The following is a 14,645-nucleotide window of genomic DNA, read 5'->3' on the forward strand; positions in this document are numbered from 1 at the left end:
GCAACGCCGAGCCAAGCCTCGCGGTGCAGCGCCCGCGGGGAAGGTGTAGAGACTAGACGGGGGGCGCCTAAGGCGCACGGGCGGCGATCACGCCCGCGCGCGACGGCGAAGGCATAGTCCAGCGCACGAACGGTGTCGTTTCGACGACGCCGGCTTCGAAAGAAGCAGTGTGACGAAAATCCGCCGCCTTGATTGGCTTGCCGGTTCAAGTCCGGTCCCCGGCACCACCGATCGCCCCGATGCGATTCGGCGAAGGTCGAAAAAACCCGCGAGAAACGAAGCGCTCGCGGGTTTTTTTATTGGGCGAGCCGCATGCGTCGGCGCGGCGACGCGGCGCGCGGCTGCGCTTCACTGCGACGAACGCGACGCCATGTGATACTGGCACGCACGTCGCACCGGATACCTGCGCCGCCGTCGGCCCACGCGTTCCGTCGAGCGTCTTCAACGCAGTTTGCTTTCTGCAAAGCCACCCGCCATGACCGACTCGAGCTACCACTATTACGAACCGTCGCAAGGCCACGGCCTGCCGCACGATCCTTTGAACTCGATCGTGGGCCCGCGTCCGATCGGCTGGATCTCGTCGCGCGGCAGCGACGGCACGCTGAACCTCGCGCCGTACAGTTTCTTCAACGCGTTCAACTATCGTCCGCCGATCATCGGCTTTTCGAGCACGGCGGCGAAGGACAGCCTGCGCAACGTGCAGGAGACCGGCGAATTCGTCTGGAACCTCGCGACGCGCGACCTCGCCGAAAAGATGAACCAGACCTGCGCGGCGGTGCCGTACGACGTGAACGAATTCGACCTCGGCGGCCTGACCGCGATGCCGTCGCGCCTGGTCGACGTGCCGCGCGTGGCGGAAAGCGGCGTCAACTTCGAATGCAAGGTGACCGAGGTGATCCGGCTGCGCGATCACCACGGCGTCGACACGCCGGCCACGCTGGTGCTCGGCGAGGTCGTCGCCGTGCATATCCGCCAGGACCTGCTGAAGGACGGCATCTTCGATACGTTCGGCGCGGGCATCATTCTGCGCGCGGGCGGCCCGTCGGCCTATGTGCACGTGAAACCCGACAGCCGGTTCGACATCGCGCGCCCCGACGCGTGATGCGTCGTATGCCGCGCCGGCTCCGGTCCGCTTCGCCCATGAAATGACGGCGCGCGCCACTGGCGCGAGCAGGGCCGCGAGGGTTCGGACCCGCGAATCCGAGTCCTTGTGGCGCCGAATCCGGGCAACCGGGGCGTCCACGCTGAGCGTCATCGAAGCCGAACAGCGTCTGACAGGAACCGCATCGCGATCGCCGCGCCCCCGGGCGGGGCGGTTCCGTGGGACCTCGCATATCCGTCGAGCCGCACGCGCGCGATGTCCTGACGGGCGCCCGTACCCGGTCGCGCGATCCGCAGGGCCGGACGGATCGCCGCGCCCGGAAAGCCTCCGCTTCGCGGCGCGTGCCCTCAACAGTCGCGGGCGCGCCCGCCGATCGTCGCGCAGAAGCTCGCGACGAAGGCGCCGACAAGCATCGATGCAAATGCCCAGAGCGAGAAGACCGCGACGGCCTTGCGGGCCGCATCGGCGGCTTCGCGCACTTTCTGTTCGGTGTCGCGCGCGATCCGTGTGGCCTGCGCCTCCACCTCGCTCAACCGTCGTTGCGCCGCCGCTTCGTCGATTCCCGCCCGCTGGGCGATCAGTTTGACGAGGTAGGTCTGGTCGGCGTCGTCGAGCTTGCCGTTCGCGAGGCCGCGCGCGAGGCTGCGCGAAACTTCCTGACGCACGTCGGCCGGGCTGCCGACGGCGGCGGGGTCGTTCGGGCGCAGCAACGTATCGGTGAAATAGTCCAGCGAGCCGTGATCGGCGCCTGCCGGTGCGGTGTGCCCGACGACCCCGGCCGCGGCACCGGCGCCGGCCCCAACCAGCGTCGCCCCCGCTTTCGCCGTGCCCGATGCGACGGACGCGATCGTGGACCCCAGCAGCACCACGCCGACCAGCGCGCTCACGGCCCAGACGGCCAGCCCATGGGCGGTATCCCTGAAATGGATTTCATCGACGGCGGCGTCCGTCCATTTCGTGCGAAGTCGGCCGGCGACGTAGCCCGCGATCCCGTAGGCGATGATCTGGGTCACGAAAAGCCAGACGATCGATCCGGCCGCGAGCGCCGCGCCCGACGCGCCTTCATTGCGCCACGGAGAGACGGAAAGGAATCCGAGGCCGGTGCCGCCCGTCAGCAATGCGACGGATATCGCCACGGCGACGACGGCTCCGGCGAAGATGGCTCCCCACGATACGGCCGAAGCCGGCGATTCGGCGCCGGCGCTGTCGTAGGCGGGGGCGAAACCGGGTCGAGCATGCTGCATGTCATCTCCTGTTGTCCGGTCGAGACTGTCTGTATCGAAAATGTTCGTGGGTGGGCGCGTCAATGCCAGAACAGCGCGATCAGGATGATGATCGGAATCGGTACGCCCAGCATCCACAAAAGAATGGATCTCATGAGGCCTCCTTGTGCGAGGGTTATCGATGCCGTGTCGGCAATCGGGCGGTCAGTCCGATATCGATCGGCAATCCGCGCTGTTGCGATGGCGGCTTCGTTTCCGCGGAATGCGGACGGCATGCGCGTCGGCGCAAACGGAAACCGGCTGGATTCGAGCCGCGCGAAGCGTTTCGAAATCGTGCAGGAATCCGAAAAAATTGACGATCGATCCGGCGCCGCCAATATGAACCCGATCGCGAGACCGGCACAACGACGCAATTGCACTAGTTGCACCAGGGCATGGTCGCGCTGCGATGCCGGGAAGATCGATGGACCCCGCGGGGCCAAGGTGTCCTAGTGCATTTGCAACTGTCGCGCGACGCCGAGGTTTGTGACCATAGCGAAGCCGCGGCACGACGCGCTGGATGCCAATTACCCGGGAGCCTTTGAATGGCCGAAACGATCTTCGATGCATTGCGCGAAAGTCACGAGATTCAGCGTTCATTGATGCGCCGGCTGTTGCGCTCGAAACCCGGCCCGGATCGCGGCATGCTGTTCGAACAGCTGCGTATCGAGCTCGGTGCGCACGAGGCGGCCGAGGAGCGCTTTCTCTATGTGCCGATCCTGATGGACGACCGCGGACTTCATCCGTCGCGCGATGCGCTGGCCGATCATCACAAGATGGACGAGATCGTCGACGACCTGCGCGGCCGCGAGCCGAACTCGCGCGGCTGGCTGGCGACGGTGCGCAAGCTCTCCGCGGAACTGCACGATCATCTGAAGGAGGAGGAGAAGATATTCTTCCAGATCTCGGGCAAGATCCTGCGCGATTCGGACAAGTCGGCGCTCGCGAAGCGATACCGGAACGATTACCGGCGGATGCATGCGCGGCTCGCGGACGCATAGCGCCGGAGCCGAGCGACGACGGACAGCCATGAAGGGGGGCGGTACATCGTGAAAACCTTCCACTGCGGACAATGTTCGCAACTGGTGTTTTTCGAGAACGTGAGATGCGAGCGCTGCGACGCGCTGCTCGGCTATCTGCCGGACGTCGGCGAAGTCGGCGCGTTCGAGCCCGCGGGCGACGGAACGTGGCGCAGCCTGCATCCGGCCGCGCCGGGGAAATCCTATCGGCAATGCGGCAATTACGCGAACGAGCACGTCTGCAACTGGATGATTCCGGCGGAAAGCGGCGATGCGCTGTGCCGCGCGTGCGTGCTCACCGAGACGATTCCGGACCTGTCGCTGCCCGAGAACCGGCTGCTGTGGTACCGGCTCGAGGCCGCGAAGCGGCGGCTCCTCTATACGCTGCTCGTGCTGGGCCTGCCGGTCGAATCGCACGCGCAGCAGCCGGCGTGCGGCATGCGGTTCGCGTTCAAGGCGTCGACGGATGCCGAGCCGGTCATGACCGGCCATGCGAACGGCCTCGTCACGGTGAATCTCGCCGAAGCGGACGACGCGAAGCGGGAACAGATCCGCACCGAGATGCGCGAGCCCTATCGCACGCTGCTCGGTCATTTCCGGCATGAAATCGGCCACTACTACTTCGATCGCCTCGTGAGCGGCACGCACTGGATCGAACCGTTTCGCGCCTGCTTCGGCGACGAGCGGGCCGACTATCAGGCCGCGCTCGACGCGCACTACGCGAACGGCGAACCGGCGGGCTGGGAGCGCGCATACGTCAGCGAGTACGCGACGATGCATCCGTGGGAAGACTGGGCGGAGACGTGGGCGCACTACCTGCATATCGTCGATACGCTCGATACCGCGACCGCCTGCGGGCTCGTGCTCGCTCCCGACGACGCGAGCCTGCCGACGCTGTCCGACCAGACCTCGGTCGACGAAGCGAGCTTCGGCAACCTGATGCGGCGCTGGTTTCCGCTCACCTATGCGCTGAACAGCCTGAACCGCAGCATGGGGATGCCGGACGCCTATCCGTTCGTGCTCGCGCCGGCCGTCGTCGCGAAGCTGCGCTTCGTGCACGATGTCGTGGCCGCGGCGGCCGATGCGGCGGTCGCCGAGCCGTCGCTCGTCGCGCATTCGGCGGGGAGCGAGGCGACAGGAACGCCGCCCGCCTGAATCGCCCGAATGCCGCCCCGGCAGGCGCTGCGTGGGCGTCGATGCTTTTCGCGTATCCGGCGGATGCGCCGTCGCGCGGGATCGGCCGGCGCGGGCGATTCGCTTTTTCAAGGAGAAGTCGTATGAAGTTCCTCTCGATCATGGTGACTTGCATCGCGTTGTCGGCCGCTTCCGCTTCGGCCCAGGCGGCAGGATGCCTGAAGGGCGCGGCGGTCGGCGGCGTGGCGGGGCATGTCGCGGGCCATCATGGCGTGGTCGGCGCGGCGGCGGGATGCGCGATCGGCCATCACCACGCGGCGAAGAAGGCGAAAGAGGCGAGCGCGGCGGCGGCCGCGGCCGCCTCGCAGTGACGGCGGCAAGACGGGCGCCCGCGCATCCGTGCGGTGTTTTGCCGGGGCGTCCGTCTTACTTCTGCACGATGTCTCGTGTCATGCGCCCGATCATCGCGGCCAGGCCGGCGCGAACGGCGGTCGCCACGAGCCGTCGCGGCCCGAGAACCGCCAGACCGGCCAGCGCCACCGCGATCGCGACGCCGGTCGCCCCGCCGAGCGCGGGCAGTTTCACGACCGGATGGCCGCCACGATCGCGCGCGGACGGCTGCCGCGTCAATTCGAGCACATGGTTCGACGCGGACAATTCGGCGCGCGTGGCCGCCATGCGGGCCAGCAGAACGCTGCGTTGCGATTCCGGCGAACCGTCGGGCGTACGTCGTTTCATTACAGACTCTCTTTGACGGCCTGGATGTCGCGCTGCAACTCGCCGAGCAGCGTGGCGAAGGTGCCGCGCTCGTCGCGCCTGCGCGCCGCGATGAAGGCGCCGACGGACACGAGCACCCAGAAGCCGGCGATCGCCCACGCGGTTTCGGTCAGATACGGCGTTTGCGCGGCGCTGACGATCGCCGCCACGCACACGAAGGCCAGACCGAACGTCACGCTCAGGCCGAGCAGCGCATACAGGATCAGATCGCGCAGAAAGGACTGCTTCGCGAGATCGAATTCGACCGCCGCCAGGCTGGCGTAATCGGGCAGGCGCGACGCCGAGAATTGCGCGACGTTTTGCCATTTCCTGACTCGTGAAAGCAACGTCATGGCATGCTCCCGTGCTGACTTCAGCGTGCGCCGGCCGGCTTTCGGCCGCCGATCAGCGCTTCGACCACAGGGCGCCGACGAGAAAGCTTACCGCCGCGACGGTTGCCAGCGTCGCAAGCGGGTTGCTCGCGGTCACGTCCCGGACCTGATCGAGCGCTTCGCCATAGGACTGCTGAACCTTGCCGGCCACCTGACGCGCCTTTCCCTCGAGCTGCATGCCGGTGTCGCCCGCGACGTCGCCCACTGCTTCCTGCGCCTTGCCGGCCAGTTTCTGCGCCGTGCCTTCCGTTTTTTCGAACATGATCGACCTCGTCGTTCAAAGGGGTTGTCGGATCGTCGGGACACGGCCGGATCGCGTTCGCGACACCCGCCGATATCCCGCGAGTCAGTATAGGGAGGCCGCGGATTGCGCGTGATATCCAAATGCACCGGAGCGATTAGTGCATTTGAGGGGCTGGCGGGGCGGCGCGCGGCGATGCGCGGCGGCCGATCTGTCGCCGCGCCATGGCAAATCTGCTCACCACGAACGAGCGGCTTGGTCATCGACGTCCGGCGCGCCAACGCATAGATTTTCAAGGTTGGCGTGCTTATCCGCGCGCCAGCCCGCGCGTGAGCCGGCAACCGGCCGCGCGTTTCTATCAGCGTGAGACACAATCGAGCGTGGAGACGACACGATGAGCCTGTCAGAGCCATTGCGTCTGCATGTGCCGGAGCCCACCGGGCGTCCGGGCTGCAAGACGGATTTTTCCTATCTGCATCTATCGCCGGCCGGTGCGGTCCGTCGCCCGCCGATCGACGTTGCCGCGGCGGATACCGCCCATCTCGCACGGAGCCTCGTGCGCGTGCTCGACGACCACGGCGAAGCCGTCGGCCCGTGGGCCCCCGATCTCGACGATGCGCGCCTGATCGCCGGGATGCGCGCGATGCTGAAAACCCGCATCTTCGACGCGCGCATGATGATCGCGCAGCGTCAGAAGAAAATCTCGTTCTACATGTTGAGCCTCGGCGAAGAGGCGATCGGCGCCGCGCATGCGATGGCGTTGCGTCACGGCGACATGTGCTTCCCGACCTACCGTCAGCAAAGCATCCTGATCGCGCGCGACGTGCCGCTCGAACGGATGATCTGCCAACTGATGTCGAACGAAGGCGACCCGCTTAAAGGGCGCCAGCTTCCGGTGATGTATTCGGACCGCGAAGCCGGCTTCTTCTCGATTTCCGGCAACCTCGCGACGCAGTTCATCCAGGCGGTCGGCTGGGCGATGGCGTCGGCGATCAAGGGCGACACGAAGATCGCGTCGGCATGGATCGGCGACGGCGCGACGGCCGAGGCCGACTTCCACACCGCGCTGACGTTCGCGCACGTGTATCGCGCGCCGGTGGTGCTGAACGTCGTCAACAACCAGTGGGCGATCTCGACGTTCCAGGCGATCGCGGGCGGCGAGGGCACGACCTTCGCCGGGCGCGGCGTCGGCTGCGGGATCGCTTCGCTGCGCGTCGACGGCAACGACTTCCTCGCGATCTACGCGGCATCGGCCTGGGCGGCCGAACGCGCGCGCCGCAATCTCGGGCCGACCCTGATCGAATGGGTGACCTATCGCGCGGGCGCGCACTCGACGTCCGACGATCCGACCAAATACCGGCCGGCCGACGACTGGACCCATTTCCCGCTCGGCGATCCGATCGCGCGTTTCAAGCAGCATCTGATCGCGAAGGGCATCTGGTCGGACAGCGCGCACGACGCGCTCACGGCCGAGCTCGAAGCGGAAGTGATCGCCGCGCAGAAGGAAGCGGAGAAATTCGGGACGCTGGCCGACGACCGGATTCCGTCGCCGGCGTCGATGTTCGACGACGTGTACAAGGAGCTGCCCGCGCACCTGCGCCGCCAGCGCCAGGAACTGGGAGCGTGATCATGGCGCAACATGAAACGACGACGGCCGCACAGCCGATGACGATGATCCAGGCGCTGCGCTCCGCGATGGACGTGATGCTCGGGCGCGACGACGACGTGGTCGTGTTCGGGCAGGACGTGGGCTACTTCGGCGGCGTGTTCCGCTGCACCGAAGGATTGCAGGCGAAGTACGGCAAGTCGCGCGTGTTCGACGCGCCGATCTCGGAAGGCGGGATCGTCGGCGCGGCGGTCGGAATGGGCGCGTACGGCTTGCGCCCGGTCTGCGAGATCCAGTTCGCGGACTACTTCTACCCGGCGTCCGACCAGATCGTGTCGGAAGGCGCGCGGCTGCGCTATCGCTCGGCCGGCCAGTTCACCGCGCCGATGACGATCCGGATGCCGTGCGGCGGCGGCATCTACGGCGGCCAGACGCACAGCCAGAGCCCGGAGGCGATGTTCACGCAGGTCTGCGGATTGCGCACGGTGATGCCGTCGAATCCGTACGACGCGAAGGGGCTCCTGATCGCATCGATCGAGAACGACGATCCGGTGATCTTCCTCGAGCCGAAACGGCTGTACAACGGGCCGTTCGACGGTCATCACGAGCGTCCGGTCATGTCGTGGCTCAAGCATCCGGGCAGCGCGGTGCCGGAAGGCTATTACACGGTGCCGCTCGATACGGCGGCCGTGGTGCGGCCCGGCAACGACGTGACGGTGCTGACGTACGGCACGACCGTTCACGTGTCGCTCGCCGCCGCCGAGGAGACCGGCATCGATGCGGAAGTGATCGACCTGCGCACGCTGTGGCCGGTCGATCTCGACACGATCGTCGCGTCGGTGCGCAAGACCGGCCGCTGCGTGGTGGTGCACGAGGCGACGCGCACGTGCGGCTACGGCGCGGAGCTGGTGTCGCTCGTGCAGGAGCACTGTTTCTACCACCTGGAAGCGCCGGTCGAGCGCACCACGGGGTGGGACACGCCGTATCCGCACGCGCAGGAATGGGCGTATTTCCCCGGCCCGGCCCGGGTTGGCGAAGCGTTGCGACGCGTGATGGAGGCCTGAGATGGGGATTCATGTCATCAAGATGCCGGATATCGGCGAAGGGATTGCCGAGGTCGAGCTGGTGGCCTGGCACGTGCAACCGGGGCAGACGATCGCGGAGGACCAGCCGCTCGCCGACGTGATGACCGACAAGGCGGCGGTGGAAATTCCGTCGCCGGTCGCGGGCAAGGTGCTGGAACTCGGCGGCCGGATCGGCGAGATGATGGCGGTCGGCAGCGAGCTGATTCGTCTCGAGGTCGAAGGCGACGGCAACCTGAAGCCGGGCGCGAAGGGGCGCGATGCCGGCACGGATGCGACGCCGCGTCCGGCCGCAGCTGAAGCGGTCGATGGACATGCCAGGTCATCCGAAGTATCGGAAGCAGCCGCGGCCTCCGGCGCACCGGCGGTGTCGAACGCGGCGCCTCACGCCGCGCACCGCACGTCGGCCGAGCCGCGACGCGCCGAACCTGCGGCGTCGCCGCGTGCCGCACTCGCGCCTGGCGAGCGGCCGCTCGCGTCGCCGGCGGTACGCCAGCGCGCATGGGACATGGGCATCGAGCTGCGCTATGTGCGCGGCACCGGCGAAGCCGGGCGGATCCTGCATGCGGATCTCGATGCGTATGCGCGCACGGGCGGCGGTACGGCGCGTGCGTCGCAGGCGCACGGCTACGACGAGCGCAACGACGAAACCGACGTGCCGGTGATCGGCCTGCGGCGCGCGATCGCGCGCAAGATGCAGGAAGCGAAGCGCCGCATCCCGCACTTCAGCTACGTCGAGGAGATCGACGTCACCGAGCTCGAAGCGCTGCGCACGGAGTTGAACCGCCGCTACGGCGACACGCGCGGCCGGCTCACGCCGCTGCCGCTGCTGATCCGCGCGATGGTGGTCGCGTTGCGCGACTTCCCGCAGATCAACGCGCGCTACGACGACGAAGCCGGTGTCGTCACGCGTTACGGCGCGGTGCACATGGGCGTCGCGACGCAGACGGACGGCGGCCTCACGGTGCCGGTGCTGCGTCATGCGGAAGCGCGCGACGTGTGGTCGATCTCGGCCGAAATCGCGCGGCTGGCCGACGCGGTCCGCACGAACCGTGCGCAGCGCGACGAGCTTGGCGGATCGACGATCACGATCTCGAGCCTCGGCGCACTCGGCGGCATCGTCTCGACGCCGGTCATCAACCATCCCGAAGTCGGCATCGTCGGCGTGAACCGGATGGTCGAGCGGCCGATGATCCGCGACGGCGCGATCGTCGCGCGCAAGATGATGAATCTGTCGTCGTCGTTCGATCATCGCGTCGTCGACGGCGCGGATGCGGCCGAATTCATCCAGGCCGTGCGCGGGTTGCTCGAGCGCCCGGCGCTGCTGTTCGTGGAGTGAGCGCAATGAAGAACGAACACACCACGTTGCTCGTGATCGGCGGCGGTCCGGGCGGTTACGTCGCCGCGATTCGCGCGGGGCAGCTCGGCATTCCGACGGTGCTCGTCGAGCGGGAACGGCTCGGCGGCACGTGCCTGAACATCGGCTGCATTCCGTCGAAGGCGCTGATCCACGTCGCCGACGCGTTCGAGCAGGCGTGCGGGCAGGCCGGCGAAGGGGCGCTCGGGATTCGCGTGCGCACGCCGGAGATCGACATCGCGAAAAGCGTCGCATGGAAGGACGGCATCGTCGAACGGCTCACGCGCGGCGTCGGCGCGTTGCTGAAGAAGCACGGCGTGCGCGTGCTGCACGGCGACGCGCGCGTGATCGACGGCAAGACGGTCGACGTCGTCACCGGCGGCGAGACGACGCGGATCGCCTGCGAGCACTTGTTGCTCGCGACCGGCTCGGAACCGGTCGCGCTGCCGCCGATGCCGTTCGGCGGGCATGTCGTGTCGTCCACCGAAGCGCTGTCGCCTGCGTCGTTGCCGAAGCGGCTGGTCGTCGTCGGCGCGGGCTACATCGGGCTCGAACTCGGGATCGTCTATCGCAAGCTCGGCGTCGAGGTGAGCATCGTCGAAGCCGCGGAGCGCGTGTTGCCCGCGTATGACGCGGAACTCGCGAAGCCGGTCGCCGATTCGCTCGCGCGGCTCGGCGTCGGACTGTGGCCGGGTCACAAGGTGCTGGGTCTTGCGAACGACGGCGCGGTCCGTGTGCAGGCGCCCGACGGCACGGAGAAGACGCTGCCGGCCGACCGCGTGCTGGTCGCGGTCGGGCGCCGGCCGCGCGTCGACGGCTTCGGGCTCGAATCGTTGCCGCTCGATCGCAACGGCCGCGCGCTGCGCATCGACGACGAATGCAGGACGTCGATGCGCAACGTGTGGGCGATCGGCGACGTCGCGGGCGAGCCGATGCTCGCGCATCGTGCGATGGCGCAGGGCGAGATGGTGGCCGAGCTGATCGCGGGGCGCCGCCGCAAGTTCGTGCCCGCGTCGATCCCGGCCGTGTGCTTCACCGATCCGGAGGTCGTCACGTCCGGCTGGTCGCCCGACGACGCGAAGGCGGCCGGCGTCGACTGCATCAGCGCATCGTTCCCGTTCGCGGCGAACGGGCGCGCGATGACGCTGCAGGCGACCGACGGTTTCGTGCGCGTCGTCGCGCGGCGCGACGATCACCTGATCGTCGGCTGGCAGGCGGTCGGGCGCGGCGTGTCGGAGCTGGCTGCGGCGTTCTCGCAGTCCATCGAGATGGGGGCGCGGCTCGAAGACGTCGGCGGCACGATCCATGCGCATCCGACGCTCGGCGAAGCGATGCAGGAGGCTGCGCTGCGTGCGCTCGGGCATGCGCTGCATGTGTGACGTACAGGGCTGCTGAAACGGAACCGCCGATGTGCAATGTGCGCATTGGCGGTTTTTTCTTCATCGTGCCGACGGTAGAGGCCTTCATCCGATCTCCGGAATGATGCGATGCCGGTGTTTCGTGTGCCTCCCGAATTCTCCCGGCGTCACGCCAAAGTGCCGCCGGGCCGTGGTGGACAGGACGCACGCGATCGTGACGCGCCGTTGCGGCCGGCTACCGGATTGTCAATTTCCCGGTACGTAATCCTGAAAGAACCGGTGCGGGTGGAGCGCGACCATGAATGAACCGATTGTTAGTCAATCGTGGATAGTTCATCTCTGCGCCGCCCGTTCATTCGCGCGACAGGCTCGGCTACACTCGATTCATCCCAACATCTCCACCGAGTGATCCAGGGTTTTCGAATGGGCACTGTATCGATGACAGACAAGGTAGTCCTGGTCATCGGCGTGTCGTCCGGTCCGAATCGATCGCGCGCGATATCCGGGCATGGGAACCCGTGCGGCGATCGACGCGGCGCGACTGAGCGGCATCCGGATCATCCGGAACGAATCCGGACGAATAGTATCGGTGTACTAAATGGAAATGCGCGCGTTGTCGTAAATCGAATCCCGGGCAGACGGTTGCTGTCCAGGCGAACGTCGACGCTCCGGCCGTCGTGGCACGGCATGTTCGACATGCAGATCGCCATCAACCTGATGGGGAAGCTCAATCCGCTGCGCGAAGCGGCGCGCTGGCTGCGCAATGACGGGAGGGTTCGAGTCCGCATGGTTCGTATCGAGGAATCACAGTCGTCAATCAAGGAGCATCGTCATGGGCAAGATCATTCTCATCACCGGCGCGTCGAGCGGCTTCGGCCGCCTGACAGCCGAAGCGCTGGCGGCGGCCGGCCACATCGTGTTCGCGTCGATGCGCGACACGGCCGGACGCAATGCGCCGGTCGTCGCACAGATGGCTGCGTATTCGAAAGCGCAGGGCGTCGATCTGCGCACGGTCGAGATCGACGTGCAGTCGCAGGATTCCGTCGATTCCGGCGTCGCCAGCGTGATCGCCGAGGTTGGCCGCATCGACGTGCTGGTGCACAACGCGGGGCACATGGTGTTCGGTCCCGCCGAAGCGTTTACGCCGGAGCAGTATGCGCATCTGTACGACGTGAACGTGCTGAGCACGCAGCGCATGAACCGCACCGTGTTGCCGCATATGCGGAAAAGCGGTCAGGGCCTGCTGCTGTGGGTGTCCAGCAGTAGCTCGGCGGGGGGGACGCCGCCGTACCTGGCGCCGTATTTCGCGGCGAAGGCCGCGATGGATGCGATCGCGGTGCAGTATGCGCGCGAACTGTCGCGCTGGGGCATCGAGACGTCGATCGTCGTGCCGGGCGCATTCACGGGCGGCACCAACCATTTCGCGCATGCGGGCGCGCCGGCCGACAAGGCGCGTGCGGCCGAATACGACGCGGGGCCGTATGCGGGGTTCGGCGACCAGGTGCTGAAGGCGTTTGCGGACATCGTGCCGGCCGATGCGGATGCGAGCGAGGTGGCCCGCGCGATCGTCGACATCGTGGGCATGCCGTTCGGTAAGCGTCCGTTCCGCGTTCACATCGATCCGACGCAGGACGGCGCGGCCGTCGGTTTCGCGGTGCTCGACCGCGTGCGTGCGGAGATGTTGCATCGCGTCGGCCTGTCCGACCTGCTGCAGCCGAAAGCGAATGCGTAACGCGCGGGGCGGCCGGCAGAAGGCGGCACGCGTCGTCCGCCCTTCGCGGGTCGGCGCAGGCCGAGGGCGGGCTTCTTTCGTCGAGGATAGACACCATGAACACCGACGTACTCCATCATCCGGTCGTGCGGCGCGCGATCGACGCGCTCCAGCAAGGCGACGGCGCGGCATGGGCCGCGCTGTTCGCGCCCGATGCGACGCTGTATGACGACGGCAGGCCGCGCGACCTTCACGCATTCAACCGTGACGCGATCGGGGCCGAGCGCTTCACGACGATCGATCGCGTCGACAACGACGGGCTCGACGTCTACGGCCAGTTTCATTCGGATCGCTGGGGCACGTTCCGCACGTACTTCAAGTTCCAGGTCGACGGTGCCGGCCGGATTATCCGGCTCGACATCGGGCAGGCCTGAGCCGTCTGCATGCCGGCCGTTGTCGCGGTGGCCGCAGCGCCGTTCCAGCACACCTGAATCGCGGGGCGACGACGGGCCGTGCGCGATCGCGCGTCCGTCCTTTTGCCTGCCGTTCGCGCGTTCCGAAGCCCTCGGCGACCCGCGGAATTCCGTCGAACCGAACGGCAGGCTCGGCCAGCCATGGCTGTCGCACGCGCTGCGTCAGCGCAGGAACTCGATGCCGAACGTGCCGGCCGTATCGACGATATGCCCCGCGTGCGGGGCCTCGAAGTGACCGGGCAGCAGCAGCGCGCCGTGCTCGACGCAATGCGCGAGCAACTCGAAGCGGCTTTTCGCGGCGAGCGGACGGTCGTCGCAGACCTTGCTGCTCCATTGCCAGAACGGAATCTGGATCGGCGAGTGCAGCATGTCGCCGCTGAACACGCCGCGCGCGCCCCGCGACGTCAGTTCGATGCGCACGTGCCCCGGCGAATGGCCCGGTGCGTGGCGGATCAGGAACGTGTCGTCGAGTTCGTAGGTATCGTCGAACATCGTGGCCTGGCCGGCCTCGATCACGGGCAGCACGCTGTCGTCGTACATCGGGCCGAACCACGCCGGCCCCGCGGGGCCCTCGCCGCGGATCGCACGGACCAGATGATCGTGCTCGACCTGCGAGATCACGTATCGCGCGTTCGGAAAGGTCGGCACCCAGACGCCGTTGACGCGCTGCGTGTTCCAGCCGACGTGATCGGCGTGAAGATGACTGCACATCACGTAGTCGATTTCCTCGGGCTGGATGCCGAGCGCGCGCATCCGGTCGAGATAGCGCGTCGACAGGCGGTGCATCTCCGGCAGTCCCGGCCGCTCCTTGTGGTTGCCGATACAACTGTCGATCAGCACCGTATGCCGGCCGGTCCGTACGATCCAGCTGTGCACGGGCATCGGGATGCGGCCGCTTTCGGGATCGTAGTGCGTCGGCGCGAGCCAGTGTTCGTGCTCGGCCACGCGCGCGCGGTCGAAATCAGGCAGCCAGCTTTGCGCGGTTTCGCCGAGCAGCGTCGTGTCGTACAGCCGGATGATTTCGACGTTGCCGAGCGCGAGGGAGAAGGCATGCGGCGCGGCGTTCGTGATGTGCGCATGACGATGCGCGTGCCCGCAGGAATGGGTCATCGGTGTCTCCTGAATGGTCGGAATGAATCGGATCGGGGCCTG

Annotated in this window: 16 protein-coding genes; 10 read left to right on the forward strand and 6 right to left on the reverse strand. The window is 67.3% G+C overall.

Annotated features, from left to right (window positions below):
• Window positions 1–475: 475 nt before the first annotated feature.
• Complete coding sequence (locus BME24068_RS05635; protein WP_174925421.1) at window positions 476–1,102, forward strand: flavin reductase family protein; 627 nt, start codon at window positions 476–478, stop codon at window positions 1,100–1,102.
• A gap of 347 nt (window positions 1,103–1,449) precedes the next feature.
• Here BME24068_RS05635 and BME24068_RS05640 read toward each other — a convergent pair whose 3' ends face one another.
• On the reverse strand, window positions 1,450–2,346 hold the full coding sequence (locus BME24068_RS05640; RefSeq protein WP_174925422.1) for a hypothetical protein: 897 nt from the start codon (window positions 2,344–2,346) through the stop codon (window positions 1,450–1,452).
• A 59-nt stretch (window positions 2,347–2,405) separates the two neighbouring features.
• On the reverse strand, window positions 2,406–2,744 hold the full coding sequence (locus tag BME24068_RS05645) for a hypothetical protein (protein ID WP_174925372.1): 339 nt from the start codon (window positions 2,742–2,744) through the stop codon (window positions 2,406–2,408).
• A 165-nt stretch (window positions 2,745–2,909) separates the two neighbouring features.
• On the opposite strand from BME24068_RS05645, the gene BME24068_RS05650 reads away from it, so the two are divergent.
• The 3 genes from BME24068_RS05650 (at window position 2,910) to BME24068_RS05660 (ending at window position 4,888) form a co-directional block, all read left to right on the forward strand.
• The gene (locus tag BME24068_RS05650; RefSeq protein ID WP_096502876.1) at window positions 2,910–3,365 is read left to right on the forward strand and encodes a hemerythrin domain-containing protein; all 456 of its coding nucleotides are present in this window, start codon (window positions 2,910–2,912) and stop codon (window positions 3,363–3,365) included.
• Window positions 3,366–3,413: 48 nt separating this feature from the next.
• Window positions 3,414–4,538, forward strand: a complete 1,125-nt coding sequence (locus tag BME24068_RS05655; RefSeq protein ID WP_174925423.1) for a zinc-binding metallopeptidase family protein — start codon at window positions 3,414–3,416, stop codon at window positions 4,536–4,538.
• Window positions 4,539–4,660: 122 nt separating this feature from the next.
• A complete protein-coding gene (locus BME24068_RS05660; RefSeq protein WP_174925424.1) occupies window positions 4,661–4,888 on the forward strand; it encodes a hypothetical protein in 228 nt (75 codons plus the stop codon).
• A 55-nt stretch (window positions 4,889–4,943) separates the two neighbouring features.
• On the opposite strand, the gene BME24068_RS05665 is transcribed toward BME24068_RS05660, so the two are convergent.
• From BME24068_RS05665 to BME24068_RS05675, 3 genes are read right to left on the reverse strand one after another with little or no spacing between them, the layout of a single operon-like run.
• Window positions 4,944–5,255, reverse strand: a complete 312-nt coding sequence (locus BME24068_RS05665; protein ID WP_174925425.1) for a hypothetical protein — start codon at window positions 5,253–5,255, stop codon at window positions 4,944–4,946.
• Complete coding sequence (locus tag BME24068_RS05670) at window positions 5,255–5,626, reverse strand: phage holin family protein (protein ID WP_174925426.1); 372 nt, start codon at window positions 5,624–5,626, stop codon at window positions 5,255–5,257. Before BME24068_RS05670 ends, BME24068_RS05665 begins: the two co-directional genes overlap by 1 nt.
• Window positions 5,627–5,678: 52 nt before the next feature.
• Window positions 5,679–5,927 (reverse strand): CsbD family protein, encoded by a 249-nt coding sequence (locus BME24068_RS05675; protein WP_096502866.1) that lies wholly within the window; start codon window positions 5,925–5,927, stop codon window positions 5,679–5,681.
• 373 nt (window positions 5,928–6,300) lie between these two features.
• Between BME24068_RS05675 and BME24068_RS05680 the strand changes: the two genes are divergently transcribed.
• The 6 genes from BME24068_RS05680 (at window position 6,301) to BME24068_RS05705 (ending at window position 13,454) form a co-directional block, all read left to right on the forward strand.
• The gene (locus BME24068_RS05680) at window positions 6,301–7,533 is read left to right on the forward strand and encodes a 3-methyl-2-oxobutanoate dehydrogenase (2-methylpropanoyl-transferring) subunit alpha (protein WP_174925427.1); all 1,233 of its coding nucleotides are present in this window, start codon (window positions 6,301–6,303) and stop codon (window positions 7,531–7,533) included.
• Window positions 7,534–7,535: 2 nt separating this feature from the next.
• Window positions 7,536–8,576 carry an alpha-ketoacid dehydrogenase subunit beta gene (locus BME24068_RS05685; protein ID WP_174925428.1) on the forward strand — a complete coding sequence of 347 codons (1,041 nt, stop codon included), beginning with the start codon at window positions 7,536–7,538 and terminating at the stop codon, window positions 8,574–8,576.
• Between the two features lies 1 nt (window position 8,577).
• Window positions 8,578–9,933, forward strand: coding sequence for a dihydrolipoamide acetyltransferase family protein (locus BME24068_RS05690; RefSeq protein WP_174925429.1), 1,356 nt, complete (start codon window positions 8,578–8,580; stop codon window positions 9,931–9,933).
• A gap of 5 nt (window positions 9,934–9,938) precedes the next feature.
• Complete coding sequence (gene lpdA, locus BME24068_RS05695) at window positions 9,939–11,330, forward strand: dihydrolipoyl dehydrogenase (protein WP_096502858.1); 1,392 nt, start codon at window positions 9,939–9,941, stop codon at window positions 11,328–11,330.
• Between the two features lie 811 nt (window positions 11,331–12,141).
• Window positions 12,142–13,041 carry an SDR family NAD(P)-dependent oxidoreductase gene (locus BME24068_RS05700; protein WP_174925430.1) on the forward strand — a complete coding sequence of 300 codons (900 nt, stop codon included), beginning with the start codon at window positions 12,142–12,144 and terminating at the stop codon, window positions 13,039–13,041.
• Window positions 13,042–13,136: 95 nt separating this feature from the next.
• The gene (locus BME24068_RS05705; RefSeq protein WP_174925431.1) at window positions 13,137–13,454 is read left to right on the forward strand and encodes a nuclear transport factor 2-like protein; all 318 of its coding nucleotides are present in this window, start codon (window positions 13,137–13,139) and stop codon (window positions 13,452–13,454) included.
• A gap of 201 nt (window positions 13,455–13,655) precedes the next feature.
• Here the strand turns inward: BME24068_RS05705 and BME24068_RS05710 are convergent, their stop codons facing one another.
• The gene (locus BME24068_RS05710; protein ID WP_174925432.1) at window positions 13,656–14,603 is read right to left on the reverse strand and encodes an MBL fold metallo-hydrolase; all 948 of its coding nucleotides are present in this window, start codon (window positions 14,601–14,603) and stop codon (window positions 13,656–13,658) included.
• Window positions 14,604–14,645: the final 42 nt, after the last annotated feature.

The organism is Burkholderia anthina (genome assembly GCF_902498995.1).
GTDB classification, from domain to species: Bacteria; Pseudomonadota; Gammaproteobacteria; order Burkholderiales; family Burkholderiaceae; genus Burkholderia; species Burkholderia anthina.